Annotated in this window: 15 protein-coding genes; 11 read left to right on the forward strand and 4 right to left on the reverse strand. The window is 65.9% G+C overall.

All coding sequences use genetic code 11. From position 1 onward, the window contains the following. From ACP15I_RS02655 to ACP15I_RS02670, 4 genes are all read right to left on the reverse strand, one after another. Positions 1-1,122, reverse strand: a complete 1,122-nt coding sequence (locus tag ACP15I_RS02655; RefSeq protein WP_424973787.1) for a lytic murein transglycosylase — start codon at positions 1,120-1,122, stop codon at positions 1-3. A 94-nt stretch (positions 1,123-1,216) separates the two neighbouring features. Next, positions 1,217-2,512 carry a serine--tRNA ligase gene (gene serS, locus ACP15I_RS02660; RefSeq protein ID WP_424973788.1) on the reverse strand — a complete coding sequence of 432 codons (1,296 nt, stop codon included), beginning with the start codon at positions 2,510-2,512 and terminating at the stop codon, positions 1,217-1,219. Positions 2,513-2,809: 297 nt separating this feature from the next. Then, entirely contained in the window at positions 2,810-3,511 is a 702-nt protein-coding gene (locus ACP15I_RS02665) for a VPLPA-CTERM sorting domain-containing protein (protein ID WP_424973789.1), read from the reverse strand. Between the two features lie 283 nt (positions 3,512-3,794). Continuing rightward, entirely contained in the window at positions 3,795-5,456 is a 1,662-nt protein-coding gene (locus tag ACP15I_RS02670) for a pentapeptide repeat-containing protein (protein ID WP_424973790.1), read from the reverse strand. Positions 5,457-5,722: 266 nt separating this feature from the next. Here ACP15I_RS02670 and yajC point away from each other — a divergent pair, with 266 nt between their 5' ends. The 11 genes from yajC to ACP15I_RS02725 all read left to right on the forward strand — a co-directional run bounded on the left by yajC (position 5,723) and on the right by ACP15I_RS02725 (position 13,415). Beyond that, positions 5,723-6,040 carry a preprotein translocase subunit YajC gene (yajC, locus tag ACP15I_RS02675; protein WP_424964498.1) on the forward strand — a complete coding sequence of 106 codons (318 nt, stop codon included), beginning with the start codon at positions 5,723-5,725 and terminating at the stop codon, positions 6,038-6,040. Between the two features lie 7 nt (positions 6,041-6,047). Continuing rightward, complete coding sequence (secD, locus tag ACP15I_RS02680; RefSeq protein WP_424964497.1) at positions 6,048-7,712, forward strand: protein translocase subunit SecD; 1,665 nt, start codon at positions 6,048-6,050, stop codon at positions 7,710-7,712. A gap of 3 nt (positions 7,713-7,715) precedes the next feature. Further along, positions 7,716-8,684 carry a protein translocase subunit SecF gene (secF, locus tag ACP15I_RS02685; RefSeq protein ID WP_424973791.1) on the forward strand — a complete coding sequence of 323 codons (969 nt, stop codon included), beginning with the start codon at positions 7,716-7,718 and terminating at the stop codon, positions 8,682-8,684. Next, positions 8,677-9,429: a TSUP family transporter gene (locus tag ACP15I_RS02690; RefSeq protein WP_424973792.1), complete on the forward strand. Its 753-nt coding sequence runs from the start codon at positions 8,677-8,679 to the stop codon at positions 9,427-9,429. Before secF ends, ACP15I_RS02690 begins: the two co-directional genes overlap by 8 nt. Positions 9,430-9,439: 10 nt before the next feature. Continuing rightward, on the forward strand, positions 9,440-9,799 hold the full coding sequence (locus ACP15I_RS02695; protein WP_424964494.1) for an Mth938-like domain-containing protein: 360 nt from the start codon (positions 9,440-9,442) through the stop codon (positions 9,797-9,799). 44 nt (positions 9,800-9,843) lie between these two features. Then, positions 9,844-10,461 carry a heme ABC exporter ATP-binding protein CcmA gene (gene ccmA, locus ACP15I_RS02700; protein ID WP_424973793.1) on the forward strand — a complete coding sequence of 206 codons (618 nt, stop codon included), beginning with the start codon at positions 9,844-9,846 and terminating at the stop codon, positions 10,459-10,461. Next, positions 10,458-11,114, forward strand: coding sequence for a heme exporter protein CcmB (gene ccmB, locus ACP15I_RS02705; protein WP_424964492.1), 657 nt, complete (start codon positions 10,458-10,460; stop codon positions 11,112-11,114). Before ccmA ends, ccmB begins: the two co-directional genes overlap by 4 nt. 56 nt (positions 11,115-11,170) lie before the next feature. Further along, positions 11,171-11,902 carry a heme ABC transporter permease gene (locus ACP15I_RS02710; protein WP_424964491.1) on the forward strand — a complete coding sequence of 244 codons (732 nt, stop codon included), beginning with the start codon at positions 11,171-11,173 and terminating at the stop codon, positions 11,900-11,902. Next, the gene (gene ccmD, locus ACP15I_RS02715; protein WP_424964490.1) at positions 11,902-12,066 is read left to right on the forward strand and encodes a heme exporter protein CcmD; all 165 of its coding nucleotides are present in this window, start codon (positions 11,902-11,904) and stop codon (positions 12,064-12,066) included. Before ACP15I_RS02710 ends, ccmD begins: the two co-directional genes overlap by 1 nt. After that, on the forward strand, positions 12,053-12,589 hold the full coding sequence (locus tag ACP15I_RS02720) for a redoxin family protein (RefSeq protein ID WP_424973795.1): 537 nt from the start codon (positions 12,053-12,055) through the stop codon (positions 12,587-12,589). The genes ccmD and ACP15I_RS02720 overlap by 14 nt, the downstream gene beginning before the upstream one ends. Before the next feature lie 88 nt (positions 12,590-12,677). After that, positions 12,678-13,415, forward strand: coding sequence for a choice-of-anchor W domain-containing protein (locus ACP15I_RS02725; protein WP_424973796.1), 738 nt, complete (start codon positions 12,678-12,680; stop codon positions 13,413-13,415). The last annotated feature ends 63 nt before the right edge of the window (positions 13,416-13,478 follow it).

The raw sequence follows: 13,478 nt of genomic DNA on the forward strand, positions 1-13,478 counted from the left end.
TCAGCCGAGCATCCGCAGCAGCTCCAGCGACGGCACGCCGGTCACCGGCAGGCCCCGGCTGGCCTGATAGGCGCGGATCGCGGCCTCGCTGTTCGGGCCGATTACCCCATCCGCGCCGCCCGTATCAAACCCGCGCGCCGTCAACCTCTCCTGCAGGGCAACCCGGTCGGCCTTGGTCAGCCCGTTCGCGTCGGGCGGAAAGGGCTGGCGCAGGGGCGGTCCGCCCAGAATCCGATCCGACAGGTGCCCGACGCCGATCGCATAGGCATCCGAGTTGTTGTAGCGCTTGATCACCGCGAAGTTGCGCGTTGTGGCAAAGCGCGGCCCGCCCGGCTGCGGCTGCAGGCTGCCGCTCGGATCCTCGCGACCCCAGGACTGCCCGCTGACCCAGCCATTGCGGTCGAGATAGGCCGCCGCCGAGGCCAGCGCATCGCTCGGATCTTCGGCCCAGATGTCCCGCCGCCCATCGCCGGTAAAATCCACCGCAAAGGCCTCGTAAGAGGTCGGAATGAACTGCGTGTGCCCCATGGCCCCCGCCCAGCTGCCCACCAGATTGCCGGGTGTGGTGTCACCATTCTCGAGGATCCGCAGCGCCGCGACGAGCTGCTGTTCAAAGAACGCGCCCCGCCGCCCGTCAAAGGCCAGCGTCGAGGTGGCCGAGATCACCGGGACATCGCCGCGCCGGTCACCGTAGAAGCTCTCGAGCCCCCAGATCGCCGTGACCACATGGGCGGGCACGCCGTAGCGCGCGGCGATCGCCTCCAGCGTGTCGCGATGGGTGGCATAGGCCGCTTGCCCCTTGCTGACGCGCTCCTCCGAGACGGCGATGGCGAGGTAATCCTCCAGCGTGCGGGTGAACTCGGTCTGGTTGCGGTCCCGGCGCACGACCCCGGGCAGATAGCCCGTGCCCGCAAAGGCCCGCCGCAGCAGGTCTTGCGAGAACCCCTGATCCGCCGCACGGGCGCGAAACCGGCTGACCCAGGCATCATAGCTGGCATTGGGGGCGGGGCGCAGATCGTCGGGCAAGCCGCCGGCCTGCGTCACCCGTGTCGCGGGCGGCGGCCCGCCGCATCCTGCAAGCGCAAAGGCCGCAAGACCCGCTGCGAAAATCCGTCTGTCCATGCCATGCCCGCCTGTGCTGCCCTATCTTTGGCCAAAGCCTAGGGGTGCGCGCGGGAATGGCAATGGGGCAGGGGCTCAGCAGCCCCCGCCCGGCTCAGACCAGCGTACCGGTCGCGTCGATCCGCGTCTTGCCGCGCAGATAGGGGTGCAGCGCCTCGGGCAGATCCACGGAGCCGTCCGCCTGCTGCCCGTTTTCCAGCACCGCGATCAGGCAGCGCCCGACCGCCAGCCCGGATCCGTTCAGCGTATGGACAAATTCCGGCTTGCCTCCGCCCTGCGGCTTGAACCGCGCATTCATCCGCCGCGCCTGAAAATCGCCGCAGACCGAGACCGAGCTGATCTCGCGATAGGTGTCCTGCCCGGGCAGCCAGACCTCGATGTCATGGGTGCGCCGCGCGCCGAACCCCATATCGCCGGTGCAGAGCACGATGGTGCGATAGGGCAGGCCGAGCGCCTCGAGGATCCCCTCGGCGCAGCCGGTCATCCGGTCGAGCTCGGCCCGGCTCTCTTCGGGCTTGGTGATCGACACCATCTCGACCTTCTCGAACTGGTGCTGGCGCAGCATCCCCGCCGTGTCCCGCCCCGCCGAGCCCGCCTCGGACCGGAAACACTGGGTATGGGCCACATAGCGGCGCGGCAGATAGCCTTCGTCGACGATCGCGCCGTTCACGATATTGGTCAGCGTCACTTCCGCCGTCGGCACCAGCCACCAGCCCTCGCGGGTCTGATAGCTGTCCTCGCCGAATTTCGGCAGTTGCCCGGTGCCGAGCATCATCTCCTCGCGGACCAGTACCGGCGTCCAAGTTTCGGTTAGCCCGTTCTCTTCCACATGGGTGTCGACCATGAACTGCGCGAGCGCCCGATGCACCCGTGCCACGGCCCCCGACAGAACCACGAAACGCGAGCCTGCAAGCTTCGCCGCCAGCTCGAAATCCATCCCCGGCGTGACCGAGGGCAGCTCGTAATGCTCTTTCGGGGCGAAATCGAACGCACGCGGATCGCCCCAGCGCTTGACCTCGACATTGTCCTCTTCATCCGCGCCCTCGGGCGTGTCGTCGAAGGGCAGGTTCGGGATCTCCATCAACCGCGCCGCCAGGGCGGCATCATCCTGCGCCGCCTCAGCCTTGAGGGCCGCCACCTCGGCCTTCTTGGCGCCCACCAGCGCGCGCAGCCGCTCAAACTCTGCCTCGTCGCCCTTGGCCTTGGCCGCGCCCACCTGCTTGGAGGCCGCGTTCTGCTCCGCCTGCGCGGTCTCCGCGGCGAGGATCTTGGCCCGCCGCGCCGCATCCAGCGCGAGGATCTCGGACGAGACCGCAGACACACCGGGCCGGCGGGTCAAAGCGGCGTCAAACGCCTCCGGGGTCTCGCGGATCAGGCGGATATCATGCATGGCGGGCAGTCCTCAATTGGCCGTGGCGGTCCCGGAATGGGCCGTCGCCGGGTATATGGCCGAGATTTCCGCCGAGGGCTAGGGGCAGGGTGCGCGCGGCGCCGCCGCCGGAGGGCGCTGGAGGCCACCAGTAAGGCTCAGCGCCCCAGCCAAGGCGCGCCCGGACAGGACCACGCCAGGCCCAAACGACAACAGCGCGCCGCTCGAGGCGGCACGCTGCATTTTCACTCACGCATTCAGAGCGTTCATGCCCCCGGACCGCTCCCCATGGAGAAGCGCTTGCCCGGGGGGCGACGATCAGGCCTTGCGGCGCTTCCGCGTCAGACCCAGAGCGCCGAGACCGGCCAGGATGAGCGGGAAGGACGCCGGCAGCGGGATTGCCGGAACAACCGAGGACCCGGCAGCGGCATTGTCGGTATCTGCGCGGAAGGCGAGGGTCTGCGTGCTGGACAGACCGCCCCCGGCGAGCCCCGACAGGTCGATGAACAGCGACTCGTAGAGATCGCCCACGGGCGCGTCCCCGGTCAGAGCGACGTTGTTCGAGTAGGTCGCCACGATCGCCCCGGACAGATTGGACGTCTCTTCAAACGTCCATCCGTTTGCGCTGTTTTCGGTGCTGCCGCCCGCGAGGGAGGTCGCCACGTCGAAGATCGTGTCGCCCGGCGCGCCCTGCAGCTGCAGAGAGGTCAGAAGGCCCGAGGAGACGTTGACGGACCAGCTTTCGGTGAAGCTGTTGCCGTTCAGAGCGACGCTGAAGCTGCCCGCACCGGTCGATCCGGCGGTCCCGCCCGTGCCGTTGAAGGTCAGTGTCTCGCTGGCGCCGCCCGCGAAGGTGCCCGTGACGAGCATGCCGTCCATGTCACCGCCTGTGGTCGCGAACGCGCCGATTTGATCGGTCGTGAACAGCGTCCCCGGGGTCAGGTTCACAGTGACGCTGGCAGCATGAGCGCCGAGCGGCAGGACAAAGCATGCGGCCGCAGCCGCGAGAAGATTTCGCATGGGATTTTCCTCAAAAAATCGTTACAAGACACAATCGATGCTTAATTGGGCATCGCGGCCCTGTCAAAGAATTGCCTAACAAATGGTTAACGTCCCCGGGCGCTCCGCTGGCCCGTCACTGCCGCGCTGAACCCGGTCACCCGGGTCGGTCAGCCGCCGGTCTCGGTCGATATATGGCGGGGCGCGACCGCCCGGTCAGCCAATCGTTGGACAGGGGAAAATGCGGACGCGATGCCATGCTCCGCGGCGTGGCTGGGCTCAGGGCGCGGTGTCCCGTTGAGGGCTAGGGGGAAGTGTCGTCCCTGTCCTCTGGAAGAGACGCGAGCCAGTCTTGGTAAGCGTCCCAGGCCGCCTTAAGATGCGCGTCGCTGTCTTCCTGCGCATCTTCGCCGATGTGCCAATGCTCGGGGGGCGTGACCCCGTCCGGCAAGACCGTCTGCCCAATCCCTGACGCGACACCAAAAGCCGAATTGACAGACTCCTGTGACAGGTTTTGACTGTCTGTGAACTCTGCCGATCTGAGAAACGTGCGCGCAATTGTCCAGTTTCTCAGATTGGCAGAGTTGAGCTTCGCGTCCCAGAGCTTGGCCCACTGCAGGTTCGTTCGCCCGAGGCTGGCCTCCTGCAAGTTCGCGGACCAGAGGTTGGCCTCCTGCAGGTTCGCGCCCCCGAGCTTGGCCTCCTGCAGGTTCGCGTGCCCGAGGCTGGCCTCCTGCAGGTTCGCGCGCCCGAGGTTGGCCTCCTGCAAGTTCGCGCCTCCGAGATTGGCCTCCTGCAAGTTCGCGGCCCAGAGGTTGGCCTGCTGCAAGTTCGCGCCCCCGAGCTTGGCCTCCTGCAAGTTCGCGCCCCCGAGCTTGGCCTGCTGCAAGTTCGCGCCCCCGAGCTTGGCCTCCTGCAAGTTCGCGCCCCCGAGCTTGGCCTCCTGCAGGTTCGCGTCCCCGAGCTTGGCCTCCTGCAAGTTCGCGCCCCCGAGGTCGGCCTCCTGCAAGTTCGCGCCCCCGAGGTCGGCCTCCTGCAAGTTCGCGTCCCAGAGGCCGGCCTCCTGCAAGTTCGCGCCCCCGAGCTTGGCCTCCTGCAAGTTCGCGTCCCAGAGGTTGGCCTGCTGCAAGTTCGCGTCCCAGAGGTTGGCCTCCTGCAAGTTCGCGTTGAAAAGGAGGGCGCGCGCCATCACGGCATCGGACAGGCGGGCTTTTTGCCATGCCCCTTCTGACATATCCGCAAGCTGCACATCCGCCCCGCGCAGGTCGAGTGCGTAGCCTCTGGCCTGCTCCAGAGTGATCTTGTCCGGCCCGCGCCGCCCGATCACGGTCAGGGCCATTTGCGTATCGGTGCGCTGTTTCCAGTCCTCAGGCTTCTTGGGGTTCTCTTTGACCGGGACAATGCAAGCATTCTCCCGCACATAGGCACACAGGATCTCCATGATCCGCACATGGTCCGGTGGGCTGGAGATGGAGATCCGTTCAAGCGACAGGATAGCGCCCACGCGCACCTCGATATTCGGTGCGCTCCGCTCGACGACCCGGGCCTCGCCATCGGCGCCTTGAGTCAGGACCTTGACGACCTTCTCCGCGCCCAGCCCCGCCACAGCCTGATTGATCCGGTCGGTAATCAGGTTCTGCTCCGCCGCCACGGTCTGGCGCTGGGTGTAGCGGGTTTTCAGGATGGTCATGGGCAGGGCGATGGCCGCCCCGAGGGTGGCGGTCAGCGTCGCGATGGTCAGGAGGGACCATCGATATCCCTCCCAAGACGTTTTGACCTCGACGAAATGCGCGAGGGTCGCGGCGACGACGACAATCAGCCCCGTCGCGAGCAGCAGAACAATCGTTCCATAGAGCCCAACCGCGCCCCAGCCTAGGATCCTGCCCAAGGGGCGTCCGGTGGCGAAGTTGAACTCGGTGGGCAGGCCGAGCCACGTCATCACATCGTTCTTGCGTTTGTCACTCACGGGCGCGGATCACCTCAACCAATGCGCCCAACCTCGCGGATTGTCGGTCAAAACACAACATTTGGGGGTCCGACATTTTGCCCGACACATGTCCGACAGATGTCCGACAAAAAGCCGACGGATCGCAGACGCCGGATTTCGGTGCTTGCTGCGGCCCCGCGCGCGCCTTATCTGCCTTGAATGCCGGTGGGCCCGTCTATACGGTGCGCGCCGATTGACCGGGCGGGGGGCCGCCCTAAACAGAGCTTCTGACCGAGGGGACATTCATGTTCGTCACACCTGCCTACGCCCAAGCCGCGGGCGCCGGAGGGGCCTTTACCTCCTTCATTCCGCTGATCCTGATTTTTGCCATCATGTATTTCCTGCTGATCCGTCCGCAGCAGAAAAAAGTGAAGGAACACAAGGCGATGGTAGAGGCGCTGCGGCGCGGGGACCAGATCGTGACCCAAGGCGGCCTGATCGCCAAGGTGACCAAGGTTGTCGATGACAACGAGGTCAAGGTCGAGATCGCGTCCGGCACCGAGGTGCGCGTGGTGCGCCACACGATCCAGCAGGTTCTGACCAAGACCGAACCGGCGAGCTGATCCAGAGATGCTGCAAATTCCCCTTTGGAAACGGGTTGTTATCTGGGGGCTAGTCCTTTTGGGACTGTCCTTTGCGATGCCCAACGCGTTCTACAGCCGGGTCGAGACCCATAATGACGCCGCCAAGCTGGTCGAGGCCGGCGCGGCCGAGACGGGGGAAATCGCAGCGGATCTGGGCCAGTGGCCCGATATCCTGCCGTCGAGCCTTGTGAATCTCGGGCTCGACCTGCGCGGCGGCGCGCATCTGCTGGCCGAGGTGCAGGTGGCCGATGTCTATGCGGACCGGATGGACGGGCTCTGGCCCGATGTCCGCGACGCCCTGCGCGAGGCCCGCGCGACGATCGGGACCATCCGGCGTCAGGACAGCCCGCCCGACCAGCTCCGCGTGCGGATCTCGGAACCAGCCGAGATCACCCGCGCCGTCGCCATCGTGCGCGGTCTGGCACAGCCGGTGACCTCGCTTACGGGGGTCGGGTCCACGGACATTGAGGTCTCCTTCGAAGGTGCTGATCTCATTGTGCAATTATCCGAAGCCGAGCGGCAGGCGACCGATGACCGGACCCTGCAGCAGAGCCTCGAGATCATCCGCCGCCGCGTGGACGAGGTCGGCACCCGCGAGCCCACGATCCAGCGTCAGGGCGAGGACCGGGTCCTGATCCAGGTGCCGGGGATCGGCTCGGCCGCCGAGCTCAAGGAAATCATCGGCACCACCGCGCGCCTGACCTTCCACCCGGTGGTCAACCGGACCGGCGACGCCGACGCCGCGCCGGGGCCGCGCAACATGCTGCTGCCCTCGATCGACGAGCCGAACACCTATTACATCCTCGAACAGACGCCGGTCGTCTCCGGCGACCAGCTGACCGATGCGCAGCCGGCCTTTGACCAGAACGGCCGCCCGGCGGTGAACTTCCGGTTCAACCCCACGGGCGCGCGGCTTTTCGGCGATTACACGGCCGAGAATATCGGCCTGCCCTTTGCCATCGTGCTGGATAGCGAGGTCATCTCGGCCCCGGTCATCCAGTCCCATATCCCCGGCGGCTCGGGGATCATCACGGGGAGTTTCTCTGTCGAGGAAAGCACCCAGCTCGCGGTTCTGCTACGGGCCGGGGCACTGCCCGCCGAGATGATCTTTCTCGAGGAACGGACCATCGGCCCAGAGCTCGGTCAGGACAGCATCGATGCAGGCACCATCGCCTGTCTCGTGGCCTTTGCGGGTGTGCTGCTCTTCATGTTCCTGAGTTACGGCCTGTTCGGGGTTTTCGCCAATATCGCGCTCATCATCAATGTCGGCCTGATCTTTGGCCTGCTGAGCATGATCGGCGCGACCCTGACCCTGCCGGGGATCGCGGGGATCGTGCTGACCATCGGGATGGCGGTGGATGCCAACGTCCTGATCTTCGAGCGGATCCGCGAAGAGCTCAAGACCGCGCGTGGCCCGGCCCGGGCGATCGAGCTCGGCTATGAGAAGGCCCTGAGCGCGATCCTCGACGCGAACATCACCACATTCATCACAGCGGTGATCCTGTTCGTGATGGGCTCCGGTCCGGTGCGCGGTTTCTCGATCACGCTGGGGCTCGGCATCCTCACCTCGGTCTTCACGGCCATCTTCGTCACCCGTCTGCTCGTGATCATGTGGTTCGAGCGCAAACGCCCCAAAACGATCGAGGTCTGAGCCATGCGTCTCAAGCTAGTTCCCACCGAGACCTCCTATGATTTCTTCCGCTACTGGAAGGTCACTTTCGGGGCGTCCGTCGCCGCCGTCATCGCGGCCATCGTGATCTTCGCCGTGGTCGGCCTGAATTTCGGGATCGACTTCCGGGGCGGGACGACCATCCGGACCGAGAGCACGCAAGCGGTCGATGTGGGCGCCTATCGCGACGCTATCGGCTCGTTGGATCTGGGGGATATCTCGATCACCGAGGTGTTCGATCCGACCTTCGGGCCCGAGCGCAATGTGGCCATGGTCCGCATCCAGGCTCAGGAAGGGCAGGAGAGCGTGACACCGGAGACCATCCTCGCCATCGAGGGCGCGCTCCAGTCGGTCTATCCGGACATGACCTTTCCCAGCGTCGAGAGCGTGGGGCCCAAGGTCTCGGGCGAGCTGATCCAGTCGGCGATCATCGCCGTGGTGCTCGCGATCGGGGCGGTGCTGCTCTACATCTGGTTGCGCTTCGAATGGCAGTTCTCGGTCGGGGCGGTGGCGGCGCTGGTCCATGACGTGCTCTTGACCATCGGGGTGTTCAGCCTGCTGCAGATCCGGTTTGACCTCGCGATCATCGCGGCGCTGCTGACCATCGTGGGCTATTCGCTGAACGACACGGTGGTCGTGTTCGACCGGGTGCGCGAGAACCTGATCAAGTACAAGAAAAAGACCCTGATGGAGGTGCTCAACCAGTCCATCAACGAGACGCTCAGCCGGACGGTCATGACCTCCGTGACCACGCTGCTGGCGCTGATCTCGCTCTATATCCTCGGCGGGGATGTGATCCGGGGCTTTGTCTTTGCCATGATTTGGGGTGTCATCATCGGGACCTATTCCTCGGTCTTCGTGGCCTCGGCGATCCTGCTCTATCTCGGGGTGAAGCGGGACTGGTCGAAGCCCGATGCCAACAAGGGCAACCAATACGCCAATATCGATGCCTGAGATGCTGGCGGCCGGGCTGGCAACGCCCGGCCTTTTCTGGCTCTGCGGGATTTCGGCGCTGGCGGGCCTGATCTACGGGTTTGCCGGGTTTGGCGCAGCGCTGATCTTCATGCCGCTGGCGACGATCTTCATCGCCCCCTCCCTCGCGGTGGGGGCGTTTTCTTTATCGGCCCTGTCATCGGTGTTCACGGTTGTGCCCGGGGCGCTGCGCGCCGCTGATCTGAAGGCGGCGGGGACGATGCTGGCCGCGGCAGTGCTGGCGGTGTTTCCCGGGGTCTGGGTGTTGAACCACAGCTCGGGCGCGGTGTTGCAATGGGCGGTTTCGGGTGTGGTGATCGCGACGCTCATCGCGCTGATCGCGGGGCTGCGCTACACCCGTGCGCCGGGGCCGCGCACATGGTTGTCGGTGGGTACGGGTGTCGGGTTTCTCGGCGGAGCGACGGGGCTCAACGGGCCGGTGGTGGTGCTCTTTCAGCTCGGCGGGCAGGACGAGGCCGCCCGCAGTCGGGCCAATACGATCCTCGTGCTGACCTTCAGCTCGCTCGCCTTCCTGCCGGTCATGGCGCTGCAGGGCGCGGTCCCGCCGGGCGCGGTGAGCCTCGGGCTGCTCTTGCTGATCCCCTATGCCATCGGGACCACACTGGGGCGGATGCTGTTCACCCCGGGCCGGGCCGGACTATACCGCGTCACCGCCTATGTTATCATCGCAGCCGCCGCGATCCTCGGCCTGCCGATCGAATTCTGAAGGAGCCGCCATGCGCTTGAACGAAGTTGTCTATTCCGACGCCCAGCCGGTCGAGGGCTATGGCCCCGGCTTCTTTCGTGTGGGCGGTGAGGTGCATCAGGGCGCGCTCTATCTCTCGCCCGCCGGGGTGCAGCGCTGGGGCGGGCTGGAGGATCTGGGCCCGGTCAACGCCGAAGAGATCGACGTGCTCTTTCTCGGCATGGGGGCCGAGATCGCCCATGCGCCCGCCGGGTTTCGCGACGCGGTGGAGGGACAGGGGATCGGGCTCGAGGTGATGTCGAGCCCGGCGGCCTGCCGGACCTATAACGTGCTTTTGTCCGAGGGACGCCGGGTCGGTCTCGCGCTGCTGCCCGTGGTCGAGACGCCCTGAGGAAATCGCTTTCCCGGAATGCGTGCATCCGCTAAGCCCAAGCCGTGGAATTGCGTGTCGAAAACCTGAGCTGCCAGCGCGGCGGCCTGACCGTCATCGAAGGGGTGAGCTTTGTGCTGGCCCCCGGCGAGGCGGTGGTGCTGCGCGGCCCGAACGGGATCGGCAAGACGACCCTTCTGCGCACGATTGCCGGGCTGCAGCCACCCGTGGCCGGGCAGGTGGACGCGCCCGAGGATGCCATGGCCTATGCGGGCCATGCGGACGGGTTGAAAGGGCCGCTCACCGTGACCCAGAACCTCGCCTTCTGGGCGCAGGTCTACGGGGTGGCCGATATCGCCCCCGCGCTGGACCTCTATGCGCTTGGCCCGCTCGCGGACCGGCAGGCGCAGGACCTTTCGGCGGGGCAGAAACGCCGGCTGGGTCTGGCGCGAATGATGGTCACCGGGCGCCCGATCTGGATCCTTGACGAGCCGACGGTCTCGCTGGATGCGGCCAATGTGGCGCTCTTCGGCGAGATGATCTCAGGGCATCTGGCCACGGGGGGCATGGCGCTGATGGCGACCCATATCGAGCTGGGGATCGAGGCGCGGGTGCTGGATCTCGCGCCCTACAAGGCTGCGGCCCCCGCCGAGGAAGCCGAGATCGACGAGGCCTTCCTGTGAAGGCGCTCCTGCTCCGGGATCTGGCCCTAGCGGTCAAGGCGGGCGGAGGCTTTGGCCTGAGCCTTGCCTTTTTCCTGATCGTGACGGTGCTGGTGCCGTTCGGGGTCGGCCCGGATACGGGGATCCTGAGCGAAGTGGCGAGCGGGGTGCTCTGGGTCGGGGCGTTGTTGGCGTGCCTTTTGTCCCTCGACCGGATCTTTCAACTCGACTTCGAGGATGGCTCGCTCGACCTGCTGGTCACGGCTCCGCTGCCGCTGGAGGGTCTGGTGGCGGTCAAGGCGCTGGCCCATTGGCTGACCACGGGGCTGCCGCTCACGCTGCTGGCGCCGGTGTTGGCGGTGCTGCTGAACCTCGACCCTGCGGGGTTCCCCTGGCTGGTGATCTCGCTGGCCGTCGGGACCCCGGCCCTGAGCATGATCGGCACCTTCGGCGCGGCCCTGACCGTAGGGCTGAAACGCGGCGGGCTTCTCTTGTCGCTGCTGGTGCTGCCGCTCTATGTGCCGACGCTGATCTTCGGGGCCGAAACCGTGCGTCGGGCGGTGGACGGTTTCGACATCTCGACCCCGCTTCTCATGCTGGCGGGGATCACCCTCGGCACCATCGCGCTGCTGCCCTTCGCGGCGGCTGCGGCAATCCGTATCAACCTGCGCTAGGCAACGCGGCTTTTGTCGCGTTGCGACCCTCGCGCCAGCACCCTACCTTCGAGCTCATGTCACTCTGGGAATACGCCAATCCGAAGAAGTTCATGCAGACCTCGGCTGCAATCCTGCCCTACACGGCGGGCCTGACGGCGATCTGCCTGCTGGTCGGTCTTGTCTGGGGCTTCTTCTTCACGCCCGATGATTTCCGTCAGGGATCCACCGTGAAGATCATCTATCTCCACGTGCCCTCGGCGATGATGGCGATCAACATCTGGGTGATGATGCTGGTCACCTCGCTGATCTGGCTGATCCGGCGACACCATGTCTCGGTTCTGGCCGCCAAGGCCGCAGCGCCCATCGGCGTGGTGATGACGCTGATCGCGCTCTTTACCGGGGCGATCTGGGGCCAACCGATGTGGGGCACATGGTGGGAATGGGATCCGCGCCTGACCTCCTTCCTGATCCTGTTTCTCTTTTATCTGGGCTATATCGCGCTCTGGTCCGCGATCGAAAACTCTGACACGGCGGCCGATCTGACCTCGATCCTGTGCCTGGTGGGCTCGGTCTTTGCGGTGCTCAGCCGCTACGCGGCGAATTTCTGGAACCAGGGCCTGCATCAGGGCGCGTCCCTGTCGCTGGACAAGGAAAAGAACGTGGCGGACGTGTTCTATCAGCCGCTGCTCTTCTGCCTGGCCGGGTTTGTCCTGCTCTTTGTGACGCTGCTGCTGCTGCGCACCCGGACCGAGATCCGCACCCGGCGTCTGTCGGCGCTGCGCCTGCGGGAACGGCAGTCCGCGTGATGCCGGATCTCGGGAAATACGCGTTCGAGGTCTCCATGGCCTATCTGGTGTCGCTGACCCTTCTGGGGATCCTCGTGGCGCTGACCATCGCCAAAGGACGCAAAGTCCGCGCGCAGTTGCGGGCGTTCGAGAAGGCGCGCAAAGAGGCGAATGAAAAGGCGTAACCTCCTGCTCTTTGGCGGCGCGGTCACGCTCAGCGCCGGAGCAGGCTACCTCTCATCGTCATTGCTGATGCAGCCAGCGCCCCCGGAGCCGGAGCCCGGTGCGCGGGCAGGGCGTCTGGCACCGCCGCTGACCCTGGGGCCCCTGCGGGATCAAGCCTTTCTGACCTATCCCGACCTCAAGGCGCCAGGACCCAAGCTGGTCAATTGGTGGGCGAGCTGGTGCGCGCCGTGCCGGGCAGAGCATCCGGCCCTGATGGGGTTGGCCGCCGAGGGGATCCCGATCCACGGGATCACCCATCGCGATCTTGAGGCTGACAGTCTCGCCTTTCTGGCCGAGCTGGGCTCCCCCTTCACCAAGCTCGGGTCCGATGGCACGATGGCGACCTATCGGGACTGGAACCTGACCGGCTTGCCCGAGACCTATGTGCTCGATGGCGAAGGTCGGATCCTGCTGCGATATGCGGGACCTGTGCTGTCCGACACCGTGCGCGACTACATCCGGCCCGCTTTGGCCGAGGCCTGATCCGCGCGGGTTAACCACGCCCTCTGTCAGAATTGACTCAAATCCCTCCTTTTATTAACCAGAGGGGTGTTAAGTATCAGAGAGTGTGATGATGTATATAAAGATTGCCGCGACCACCGCGGCCCTTCTGCTTGGATCCAGCCTGGGTCAGGCAGCCACCACCAGCAGTTTTGTCGGCGACAGCACCTTCAATGCCCAGTGCAATCAGGGCGTGTCGAATACCGATTGTGAGGCCGCCGTCGGCGAGATCCGGGGCGGGACCGCCGGTCTGGGCGGCGATTGGGAAGTCGGTGTTCAGAACCCGCCGGGTAGCCCGCAGGATGTCCAGCAGTGGGCGTGGACCAGTGGCGAGGCGGTGGATTTCACCTTTGCCTATGACGCCCTGACCGACAGCCTGTCGCTCAGTCTGACCACCCAGACCGCCTCGGCGAGCTCGACCACGATGGTGGCACCGGATGCGTTCGATGCGATCGATACGCTGTTCATCCGTGCCCGCAGCGAGGATGACACCAACACGATCACCCTGAGCAACATGCTCATCAACGGCATGGCGATCCCGGATCTGGGCTATGTGGGCGGCGGCTCGGCCAATGCCAACTATCTCGCCGTGACCGATCTGGCCTTTGATGACAGCTGGACCCTGACCGGCGACGTGACGGCCGTATTTGACGGGGCGCTGCCGCCCGAGCGCTCGCGGCTTGATGTAAACTTCAAGATCGCATCGGTCGACGTCGCGCCGATCCCGCTGCCGGCTGCGGCCTGGCTGATGCTGGCCGGGCTCGGCCTGCTGGGCGGCGCTGGGATGCGCCGGTCGCGCCGCGTCTGAGCCCCGCAGGGGCCCCGGGCCGAACTACACCGGGAACCGGGCAGGGCGCGCATGCGGGCGCCC

It is taken from the genome of Dinoroseobacter sp. S124A, assembly GCF_049801015.1.
Lineage (GTDB): Bacteria > Pseudomonadota > Alphaproteobacteria > Rhodobacterales > Rhodobacteraceae > Dinoroseobacter.

Coding starts and splice junctions, on each gene's coding strand:
- ACP15I_RS02655 (WP_424973787.1), bottom strand. CDS start 1,122: ATGGACAGACGGATTTTCGCAGCGGGTCTTGCGGCCTTTGCGCTTGCA.
- serS (WP_424973788.1), bottom strand. CDS start 2,512: ATGCATGATATCCGCCTGATCCGCGAGACCCCGGAGGCGTTTGACGCC.
- ACP15I_RS02665 (WP_424973789.1), bottom strand. CDS start 3,511: ATGCGAAATCTTCTCGCGGCTGCGGCCGCATGCTTTGTCCTGCCGCTC.
- yajC (WP_424964498.1), top strand. CDS start 5,723: ATGTTCGTCACACCTGCCTACGCCCAAGCCGCGGGCGCCGGAGGGGCC.
- secD (WP_424964497.1), top strand. CDS start 6,048: ATGCTGCAAATTCCCCTTTGGAAACGGGTTGTTATCTGGGGGCTAGTC.
- secF (WP_424973791.1), top strand. CDS start 7,716: ATGCGTCTCAAGCTAGTTCCCACCGAGACCTCCTATGATTTCTTCCGC.
- ACP15I_RS02690 (WP_424973792.1), top strand. CDS start 8,677: ATGCCTGAGATGCTGGCGGCCGGGCTGGCAACGCCCGGCCTTTTCTGG.
- ACP15I_RS02695 (WP_424964494.1), top strand. CDS start 9,440: ATGCGCTTGAACGAAGTTGTCTATTCCGACGCCCAGCCGGTCGAGGGC.
- ACP15I_RS02710 (WP_424964491.1), top strand. CDS start 11,171: ATGTCACTCTGGGAATACGCCAATCCGAAGAAGTTCATGCAGACCTCG.
- ccmD (WP_424964490.1), top strand. CDS start 11,902: ATGCCGGATCTCGGGAAATACGCGTTCGAGGTCTCCATGGCCTATCTG.
- ACP15I_RS02720 (WP_424973795.1), top strand. CDS start 12,053: ATGAAAAGGCGTAACCTCCTGCTCTTTGGCGGCGCGGTCACGCTCAGC.
- ACP15I_RS02725 (WP_424973796.1), top strand. CDS start 12,678: ATGATGTATATAAAGATTGCCGCGACCACCGCGGCCCTTCTGCTTGGA.